Genomic DNA, 9,091 nt, shown 5'->3' with positions numbered 1-9,091 from the left:
CGCGGAGAACCGCGGCGCGGCGTGCGAACTTCTCAAGTGTCTGCATCTGGTGCGAGACGATGACAACGGTTGCGTTGCGGATGCGGTCCGCGAGGATGCTGCCCGCACGGCGGTTGAACTCGGCGTCGGTGGAGGCCGGCATCCCCTCGTCGATCAGGTATATGTCGAACTCGAGGGCCAAGAGGAGCGAGAAGTTGAACCGCGCGCGCATGCCCGAGGAATACGTCCCGATAGGCATGTCGAAGTATTCCTCGATCCCGCAGACCCAGCGGCTGAACGCCTCGACGTAGTCGGGATCGAGCCCGTAGAGGCGTGCGATGTAGCGCGCGTTCTCGGTGCCCGTGAGCTTGCCGATGACCCCGCCCATGAAGCCGAGGGGAAACGAGATCCGGCAGTTGCGGTAGATGTTTCCCTCGTCCGGTTGCTCGAGGCCCGCCATCATCTTGATGAGCGTCGTCTTGCCGGTACCGTTCGGTGCGAGGATTCCGAGCGAATAGCCGAGGTCGACCGTGAAGGAGGCCCTGTCGAGGATCACCTTGCGGCGCTGACCCGTCCAGAACGACTTCGAGACGTCGGCGAATTCAAGCATGCCCGCTTTCTGCCCTTCGTTGCACCGCCTGCGTTGCACGACCTGCCGGACGCCCGATCTCGCGCCGGGCTGTGGCGTGCGACGCTATATGTGCTTTGAGGCCGTTTTATGGTGTCCGGCGTCGGAACGATACGTTTTTTTTCCCGACAGACCGGAACCGGGCGGCGAGACGCCGGTTGTCCTTCCCCGCCGGGCGGAAGTCGGCCGCGCGAAACGTCTGACGCGGATGTGATCCGGGCGCCCCTTGCGGCTCAGTTGTAGCCGTCGCCGCAGGCGTGCCGGTCGTGACAGTTCCACCTCGGGCGGGGTGCCTTCGATGCCGTGTCTTTCCGTGGGCCGGTCATGGGCCGCGGACGCCCGGATGCCGCGTTGCGAGCCGTCCCGGGGCTGACACCGGTCGCCAGCGCACCTAGCTTCCGCCCATGGACGCCGACACCCTCCTCTCCGAGATCGCCGCCTGCCGCCTCTGCGCGGACCGCTTCGCGGCGACCGCCACGGCGCACCGGCCGAACCCCGTGGTCTGGTTCCGCCCCGGCGCGCGCATCCTGATCGCGAGCCAGGCGCCGGGGATGCGCGTGCACCGCGCGAACCGGCCGTTCTGGGACCAGTCCGGCAAGCGGCTCCGGCACTGGCTCGGCATGGACGAGGCGACGTTCTACGACCGGGCGCGCGTCGCGATCCTGCCGATGGCCTTCTGCTTTCCGGGCTACGACGCGGGCGGCAGCGACCTGCCGCCGCCGAAGCTCTGCGCCGCGACATGGCGGGCGCGGGCGATGGAGCGGCTTGGCGACGTGCGGCTGACTGTGCTCATCGGCGCCTACGCGCAGGGCTGGCACCTGGGCGGGCGGATGGGCGTGACGGGAAGTGTGGCTGCATGGCGCGACCATGCGCCCGGCGTCTTCCCCTTGCCGCATCCCTCCTGGCGCAATACCGCGTGGCTGAAGCGCAACCCCTGGTTCGAGGCGGAGCTCGTGCCCGCCCTCCGGGCCCGCGTCAGGGAGGTTCTCGACACATGACCGACGCCACGCCCCCCGACGCGGACTTCGCCACGCCCCTCGACGCGGCCTTCGCCGCGATGGAGGCCGCGCCCGGGGACGATGCGCTGCGCCTGCAATGGTACGACCGCCTCGCCGCGTCCGAGTTGTTCCTCCTTCTCGAGGAGGAGGCCGAGGGCGCGCGCATCCGCCCCCGTGTCTTTCCCGTGGAGGGCGGCGCCTTCGTCTGCGTCTTCGACCGGGAGGAGCGGCTGTCGGCCTTCGCGGGCGCTGCCGCGCCCTATGCCTCGCTCTCGGGCCGGGCGCTCGCCGGGATGCTGGCGGGGCAGGGGCTCGGCCTCGCGGTCAACCTCGGCGCGGGGTCCGAGATGCTGCTCGACGCCGACGCGCTCGGCTGGCTGGCCGGAATGCTCGCGACGCGGCCCGACGAGGTCGAGGAAGCCCCCGCCGAGATCGCGGCGCCCAGAGGCCTGCCCGAGCGGCTGCTCGCCGCGCTCGACGCGCGGCTCGCCTCGGCGGCGGGTCTCGCGCGGCAGGCGCATCTCGTGGCCGTGGTCTACACGGGCGGCGGGCGCGGGCATCTCCTCGGCTTCGTCGATCCCGCGCCGGGGGCCGAACCCTCGCTTGCGCGGCTCGTGGGCGAGGCGCTGGCCTTCTCGGGGCTTGAGGCGGGTACGCTCGACGTGGGCTTCTTCCGCGCCTCGGAGGCCATCGTGCCGCGGCTCGGGCGGACGGGTCTGCGCTTCGACCTGCCGGAACCCGAGGCCGCGCCCGAACGCAGCGCGCCCGGCAGCGACCCCGACCGCCCGCCGCGCCTGCGCTAGTAGCCGGCCACGCGGTCGACGAGGTGGAGGAACGGCTCCCCCGCCTCGCCGCGCCGGATGTTCTCGACGATCACGCGCGCGGCCGAGGCGGCGCGCGTCTCCGACGCGATGTGCGGCGTGACGGTGACGTTCGGATGCGCCCAGTAGGGATGCTCCGGCGGCAACGGCTCGGTGCGGAAGACGTCGAGGGTCGCGTGCCCGACCCGGCCCGCGTCGAGCGCGGCAAGGAGCGCCTCGTCGTCGATCAGGGGGCCGCGGCCGGGGTTGATGATGACGGCCCCCCTCGGCAGAAGCGCGAGGGTCCGGGCGTTCAGCGTGTTCTCGGTCGCGGGCGTCTTCGGCAGGAGCAGGACGACGATCTCCGCCCGGCCGAGCGCGGCGTCGAGTCCCGCCGCCCCGTGCAGGCACTCGACCCCCGCGATCTCCTTGGGCGAGCGCGACCAGCCCAGCACGCGGAAGTTGAGCGCGGCCAGCATCCGCGCGCAGGCCGAGCCGAGTTCGCCCAGTCCCAGCACCGCCACCGTCCGGTCCCGCGCGAGCGGCGGGGCGGTGCCCGCGCGCCAGACACCGTCCTGGCCGTGGAGATACATGTCGATCCGCAGGTGATGGCGCAGGACGTGGCCCGTCACCCACTCGACCATCCCCTCCGTCAGGCCGCCGTCCACCATTCGGGCCAGCGGCACCTTCAGCGTCTTGTTGCCCGTCACGTCCTCGACCCCGGCCCAGAGGTTCAGGACGGCCTTGAGCCGCGTGAAGGGCGTGAAGTCCGAGAGCCCGCTGTTCGGCGCGTAGACGACGTAGTCGACCTCTTCCGGCGCGGCTTCGGTCGTCAGCGTGGCGCCCCCGAGTCCCGCCTCGGCCAGCGCCGCACGGAGCGGCGCCTCGTAGACCTCCCAGCGCTCGGTCTTGGCGGCGAAGAGGATCACGGGCTCTGGCATCGGGCGCTCCTTCCGGACTCGCGGGAGTTCCGGCTAGCAGCGCGGGCGGCGGCCGTCCAGCCTCAGCGCGGGCGGTGGACGTGGGCCGACTGCACCAGGCCGAAGGCCACCATCAGCACCAGCATCGCCGAGCCGCCGTAGCTGACCAGCGGCAGCGGCACGCCCACGACCGGCGCGAGACCCATGACCATCGCCATGTTGACCGCGAAGTAGAGGAAGAACGCCACCGCGATCCCCATGACAAGGAGCGAGGAATAGCGGTCGCGCGCCGTGATGGCCGTATAGATGCAGAAGACGAGGATCAGGATGTAGAGGAACAGGAGCGAGGCCGCGCCGACGAAGCCGAGTTCCTCGGCAAGCGTGGTGAAGATGAAGTCGGTGTGCTTCTCGGGCAGGAAGTTCAGCCGCGACTGCGTGCCCTCCATGAAGCCGCGCCCGGTCCAGCCGCCGGACCCCAGCGCGATCTGGCTCTGGGTGATGTGGTAGCCGGCGCCGAGCGGGTCCTGGCTCGGGTCGAGGAAGGTGTCGATGCGCCGGTACTGGTAATCCTCCAGGAGCTGCCAGCCGGTGCCGCGCGAGGCGAAGACCGCCGAGACCGCGCCGACGCCCGCCGCGATCACGCCGGCGAAATAGGCCCAGTGGACACCGGCGAGGAACATCACCGCCCCGCCGCCGACGAGGATGAGGAGTGCCGTCCCGAGGTCGGGCTGGGTCAGCGTCAGGAACGTCGGGACCGCGATGATGAGGAGCGGGATCAGCACGTAGAGCGGGCGGGAGACCTTGCTCAGGTCGAGCCAGTCGTAATAGGCGGCCAGGATCATCACGAGGGTGATCTTCGTCATCTCCGAGGGCTGGAGCCGCATGAAGCCGAGGTCGATCCAGCGCTGCGCCCCCATGCGCACGTCGCCGAAGAACTCGACGAAGAGCAGCAGCAGGATCGACACGCCGAAGGCCACGCCCGAGAGGTTCCGCCAGAACCAGACCGGGACCATCGCCACGAAGACCATCAGGACGAGGCCCATGGCGAAGCGGATCATCTGGTCCTCGGCATAGCGCTCGAAGGAGCCGCCGGCGACCGAGTAGAGCATCAGGAAGCCGAGCGAGGCGACCGCCGCCAGCAGCAGCACCAGCGCCCAGTTGAGATGCAGGATCTTGCGCCAGCCGGTCGGCGCCGACTTCACGTTGTATTCGAGAAAGCTCATGTCCGGTCGCGCCCCTCGCCCGGCCGGACGGCGGCGCGGCCCGCCGGGCGCGGCGGCTCGGCCAGGAGCGGCATGCGGCGGTGCATCTCCTCGATGTCGCGGCGCAGGCCCACGGGATAGAGCTCGGGCGGGGGCACGGCGCCGAGTTGCGCGCGCAGGAGGATGTCGCGCGCGATGGGCGCGGCCACCGCCGCGCCGCCGCCGCCATGCTCCACCACGACCGAGACCGCGTAGCGCGGCGCCTCGTAGGGCGCGTAGCCCACGTAGAGCGCGTGGTCGCGCCGCTCCCAGGGGAGGTCCTCGTTGGCGATGACGCCCGCCTCGCGCTCGGCGGCGGTGATGTTGCGCACCTGGCTGGTGCCGGTCTTGCCCGCGACGCCGTAGGCCGAGTCCATCACGCGGCTGCCGAAGGCCGTGCCGCGGTTGTCGTTGTTCACCTGCCACATGCCGCGGTGCATGAGCGCGAGGTGCTGCGGCGAGAGACCGAGATCCTCCACCTCGGGCGCGGCCTGCGGCACTCCGTCGATCGAGCGCACGAGCCGCGGCAGGACGTTCCGCCCGGTCGCGAGCCGCGCGGTCATCACCGCGAGCTGCAGGGGCGAGGTCAGCACGAAGCCCTGCCCGATCGAGGCGTTGAGCGTATCGCCCACGACCCAGTCCGCGCCGCGGTTCTGCCGCTTCCACTGCATCGTCGGCGCCAGACCCTCGGCGATGCCGGAGAGCGGCAGCTCGTGCCGCGTCCCGCAGCCGAGCCGCACCGCCATCGCCGAGATCGCCTCGATTCCCACGCGCTGGGCGAGGTCGTAGAAATAGACGTCGCAGCTCTGCGAGATCGCCTCGACCATGTCGACGCGTCCGTGACCCTGCCGCCGCCAGCAGTGGAAGCGGCGGTCGCCGAGCTCGAGATGGCCGGGGCAGTTGATGTGCTCGCCGGGATCGACCACGCCCGCCTCGAGGGCGGCGAGCGCCACGATCATCTTGTAGGTCGAGCCCGGCGGGTAGAGGCCCTGGGTCGCCTTGTTGGCGAGCGGGCGATAGATGTCCTCGTTCAGGGTGCGCCACTGGGTCTGGCTGATCCCGCGCACGAAGAGGTTCGGGTCGAACGTGGGCGCGGAGGCCAGCGCCAGGATCTCGCCGGTCTGGCAGTCCATGACGACCGATCCCGCGCTCTCGCCGTGAAGCCGCGCCTCGACGTAGTTCTGGAGGCCCGCGTCGATGGTGAGCTGCACGTCGGCGCCCGGCGTCGCGGGGTCGCGGGAGAGCTCGCGCATCTCGCGCCCCGCGGCGTTCACCTCCACCTGCTTGGAGCCGGCGCGCCCGCGCAGCGCCGCCTCCATCCGGGCCTCGACGTTGTAGCGTCCGACCTGGAAATCCGGGATCTGGAGGACCGGGTCGGTGTCGCCCGTCTGCTCGATGTAGTAGTCCGAGACCGGGCCCACATAGCCCACCACGTGCGAGAAGTCGGCGCCGAGCGGATAGACGCGGCTGAGGCCGACCTCCGGGTTGACGCCGGGCAGCGCGGGCGCGTTGACCGCCACGGAGGACAGTTCCTGCCAGCTCAGCCGGTCGGCGACCGTCACCGGCACGAAGGGCGGGCGGCGCATGATCTCCTCGCGCGCGCGCTCCAGCGCCACGAGGTCGAGGTTCACGAGGCGCGCGAGCTCGGCCAGCACGGCGTCCACGTCGCCCGCGTCCTCGCGCACCAGCGTGATCCGGTAGTTCTGCTCGTTGCCGGCCAGAAGCACGCCGTTGCGGTCGAAGATCAGGCCGCGCGCGGGCGGCAGCAGGCGGATGTTGATCCGGTTCTCCTCGGCCAGCAGGCGGAAGTCGTCGGCGCGCTCCACCTGGAGGTAGCGCATCCGCGCGGCCAGAAGGCCGGTCGTGCCGAGAAAGAGCCCGCCGACGATCATCGACCGGCGCGCGATGAGGCGGGCGCTTTCCTCGATCTCCTTCTGCGTGCGCTTCACGGGGTATCGCCTCGGGGCAGGGGGTCTTGCCGCATCACAACGGCTCCAGTTCCGCAGGACCGAGCTTACGCAGTCCGAAGACGAATTTCGAGACCGCGACGATCACCGGGTAGATCGCGATGGTGACAATTCCGTGCGTCAGGCTGAGCCCCAGCGGCGGCAGGTCGAGGAACAGCATCCAAAGAAGGAGACGCTCGGCGATCACCATGCCCATCACGGCGCCCGCGATGGCGCCCCATTCCACGAGGAACGGGAACTCCGTCATCTGGAGGCGCCGGCGCCTCAGGCTTTCGGAGGCGACGACGGCGAGCGCCGTCCAGAGGCCGGGAGGACGCTGGAACAGGAAATCCGCCATCACGAAAACCGCGACGATCACGCCGAGCGGCACCACCGCGGGCTGCCGGAGGAGCCACGCGAAGGTCAGTGCGAGGATGAGGTCGGGCCCCGGCAGGTTGCTCTCGCCGAGGCCGAGCGGCAGGAGGCGCATGGTGATCAGCACCATGCAAAGGACAAGGAAGAGCGCCCGGTAGGTCCAGATGTGGCGGGACGAGATGGGCGAGCTCATGGCGCCTCCGTCCCCGGCCCGAGGCTCGCCTCGTCCGTCGTCTCGCCCGTAGTTGGCACAGGCGCGGCGGCACCCGCGTCGTCGGGCGCGTCCTGCGGCTCGAGCGGCCATGGCGGGCCGATCAGGCTGCCCGGATCGTCGAGGGTCGTGCCCGGATGGCTGCGCATCACGCGCAGGAACTGGAGCCGGACGAGGTCGGCGGCCAGCCGGGCGCGCAGCCGACCGTCCGTCGTGCCCACGACCTGCCCGACGAGGAGGCCGGGCGGAAACAGTCCGCCGTCGCCCGAGGTCACGATCCGGTCGCCGGGGCTGATGTCCTCGGGGGCATCGAGAAAGTCGAGGAGCGGGTTCTGCGAATTGTCGCCCATCAGCAGCGCCTGCTGCCCCGAGGGCTGGATCGTCACCGGAATCCGGCTGTTGGAATCGGTCAGCAGGAGCACCCGGCTCGTCCGCTCGCCCACGCCCGAGACGCGGCCGACGACGCCGAGCCCGTCCATCGTCGCCCAGCCGTCCAGGATGCCGTCCCGCGCGCCGACGTTGATCAGGACCGACCGCCGGAAGGGCGAGCCCGAATCGGCCAGGACGAGGCCCGTGACGAAGGTGAGTTCGGGGTTCAGTTGCACCCGGTTGAGGTCGAGAAGGCGGGCGTTCTCCTGCTCGAGCTGGAGGGCGGCCTCGCGCCAGGCGCGCATCTGCTGCAGCTCGCGCCGGAGCTCCTGGTTCTGCTCGAAAAGGCGCGCGTAGCTCTGGAAGTCCTCGAAGATCCGGGCGACGCCGGTGATCGGCGCCATGGCCCATTCCATGTTCGGCACGACGGTATCGACGATGGCCGCGCGCAGGCGCTCCACCCTGGGGTTGTCGATCCGCCACAGGAGCACGAGCGCCACGAGGCACAGCACCACGACCGTCACCAGCAGGCGCCGGACGGGGCGGGCATAGGCGCTGTCGTAACTGTCCCGTGCCATGGCGCTCCTTCTGTGGGCGCGGATGGCGCGCCCCGGTGCGGAGGATCAGCTGTCGTAGTCGATGGCGTGGCGCAGGAGGCTCTCGTATTCCAGCGCCTTGCCGGTGCCGAGGGCCACGCAGTTGAGGCTCTCGTCCGCCACCGAGATGGCGAGGCCGGTCTGCTCGCGCAAGGCGAGGTCGAGCTCGCCCAGGAGCGCGCCGCCCCCGGTCAGCATCACGCCCCGGTCCACGATGTCGGCGGCGAGGTCGGGCGGCGTCGCCTCGAGCGCGCCCATGACGGCCTCGCAGATCGACTGGACCGGTTCGGCCAGCGCCTCGGCGACCTGCGCCTGGCTGATCTCGGTCTCCTTCGGCACGCCGTTCAGGAGGTCGCGCCCCCGGATGCGCATCGAGGCGCCGCGCCCGTCGTCGGGCATCCGCGCCGTGCCGATGGAGGTCTTGATGCGCTCGGCCGTCGATTCCCCGATCAGGAGGTTATGCTGCCGGCGCAGGTAGGAGATGATCGCCTCGTCCATGCGGTCGCCGCCGACGCGGACCGAGCGCGCATAGACGATGTCGGCGAGCGAGAGGACGGCGACCTCGGTCGTGCCGCCGCCGATGTCGACCACCATCGAGCCGGTGGGGTCCGTGATCGGCATCCCGGCCCCGATGGCCGCGGCGATGGGCTCGGCGATGAGGCCGGCCTTTCGCGCGCCGGCCGACAGCACCGACTGCCGGATCGCGCGCTTCTCCACAGGCGTCGCGCCGTGGGGGACGCAGACGATGATCTTCGGCTTCGTGAAGGTCGTGCGCTTGTGGACCTTGCGGATGAAGTGCTTGATCATCTCCTCGGCCACGTCGAAGTCGGCGATGACCCCGTCGCGCATCGGCCGGATCGCCTGGATCGAGCCGGGCGTGCGCCCGAGCATGAGCTTGGCATCCTCGCCGAAGGCCAGCGCCTTCTTCACGCCGTCCTTGACCTGGTAGGCCACGACGGAGGGCTCGTTCAGGACGATTCCCTTGCCGCGCACGTAGACGAGCGTGTTCGCCGTGCCGAGGTCGATCG

Annotated in this window: 9 protein-coding genes; 2 read left to right on the top strand and 7 right to left on the bottom strand. The window is 70.8% G+C overall.

Going from position 1 to position 9,091, the window contains the following annotated elements; genetic code table 11:
• Nucleotides 1-589, bottom strand: a 589-nt coding sequence (locus ACTS11_RS14830) for an ABC transporter ATP-binding protein (RefSeq protein WP_442641077.1), incomplete at its 3' end; no start/stop codon positions are given.
• Nucleotides 590-1,011: 422 nt separating this feature from the next.
• Here ACTS11_RS14830 and ACTS11_RS14825 point away from each other — a divergent pair.
• Together ACTS11_RS14825 and ACTS11_RS14820 are read left to right on the top strand one after the other, a co-directional pair.
• Nucleotides 1,012-1,605, top strand: coding sequence for a uracil-DNA glycosylase family protein (locus ACTS11_RS14825; protein WP_442641076.1), 594 nt, complete (start codon nucleotides 1,012-1,014; stop codon nucleotides 1,603-1,605).
• Nucleotides 1,602-2,408 (top strand): SseB family protein, encoded by an 807-nt coding sequence (locus ACTS11_RS14820; RefSeq protein ID WP_442641075.1) that lies wholly within the window; start codon nucleotides 1,602-1,604, stop codon nucleotides 2,406-2,408. Before ACTS11_RS14825 ends, ACTS11_RS14820 begins: the two co-directional genes overlap by 4 nt.
• Here the strand turns inward: ACTS11_RS14820 and ACTS11_RS14815 are convergent.
• From ACTS11_RS14815 to ACTS11_RS14790, 6 genes are all read right to left on the bottom strand, one after another.
• Complete coding sequence (locus ACTS11_RS14815) at nucleotides 2,405-3,346, bottom strand: 2-hydroxyacid dehydrogenase (RefSeq protein WP_442641074.1); 942 nt, start codon at nucleotides 3,344-3,346, stop codon at nucleotides 2,405-2,407. The two genes, ACTS11_RS14820 and ACTS11_RS14815, sit on opposite strands and share 4 nt — an antisense overlap.
• A gap of 62 nt (nucleotides 3,347-3,408) precedes the next feature.
• The gene (gene rodA, locus ACTS11_RS14810) at nucleotides 3,409-4,548 is read right to left on the bottom strand and encodes a rod shape-determining protein RodA (RefSeq protein ID WP_442641073.1); all 1,140 of its coding nucleotides are present in this window, start codon (nucleotides 4,546-4,548) and stop codon (nucleotides 3,409-3,411) included.
• Entirely contained in the window at nucleotides 4,545-6,515 is a 1,971-nt protein-coding gene (gene mrdA, locus ACTS11_RS14805; RefSeq protein ID WP_442641072.1) for a penicillin-binding protein 2, read from the bottom strand. The genes rodA and mrdA overlap by 4 nt, the downstream gene beginning before the upstream one ends.
• 34 nt (nucleotides 6,516-6,549) lie before the next feature.
• Nucleotides 6,550-7,080, bottom strand: coding sequence for a rod shape-determining protein MreD (locus ACTS11_RS14800; RefSeq protein ID WP_442641071.1), 531 nt, complete (start codon nucleotides 7,078-7,080; stop codon nucleotides 6,550-6,552).
• Nucleotides 7,077-8,045, bottom strand: a complete 969-nt coding sequence (gene mreC / locus ACTS11_RS14795) for a rod shape-determining protein MreC (protein WP_442641070.1) — start codon at nucleotides 8,043-8,045, stop codon at nucleotides 7,077-7,079. Before mreC ends, ACTS11_RS14800 begins: the two co-directional genes overlap by 4 nt.
• Nucleotides 8,046-8,090: 45 nt before the next feature.
• The gene (locus tag ACTS11_RS14790) at nucleotides 8,091-9,089 is read right to left on the bottom strand and encodes a rod shape-determining protein (RefSeq protein ID WP_442641069.1); all 999 of its coding nucleotides are present in this window, start codon (nucleotides 9,087-9,089) and stop codon (nucleotides 8,091-8,093) included.
• Between the last annotated feature and the right edge of the window lie 2 nt (nucleotides 9,090-9,091).

It is taken from the genome of Roseicyclus sp., assembly GCF_052168335.1.
Taxonomy (GTDB): Bacteria; Pseudomonadota; Alphaproteobacteria; order Rhodobacterales; family Rhodobacteraceae; genus Roseibacterium.
This window is presented reverse-complemented; position numbering and strand designations above follow the sequence as displayed.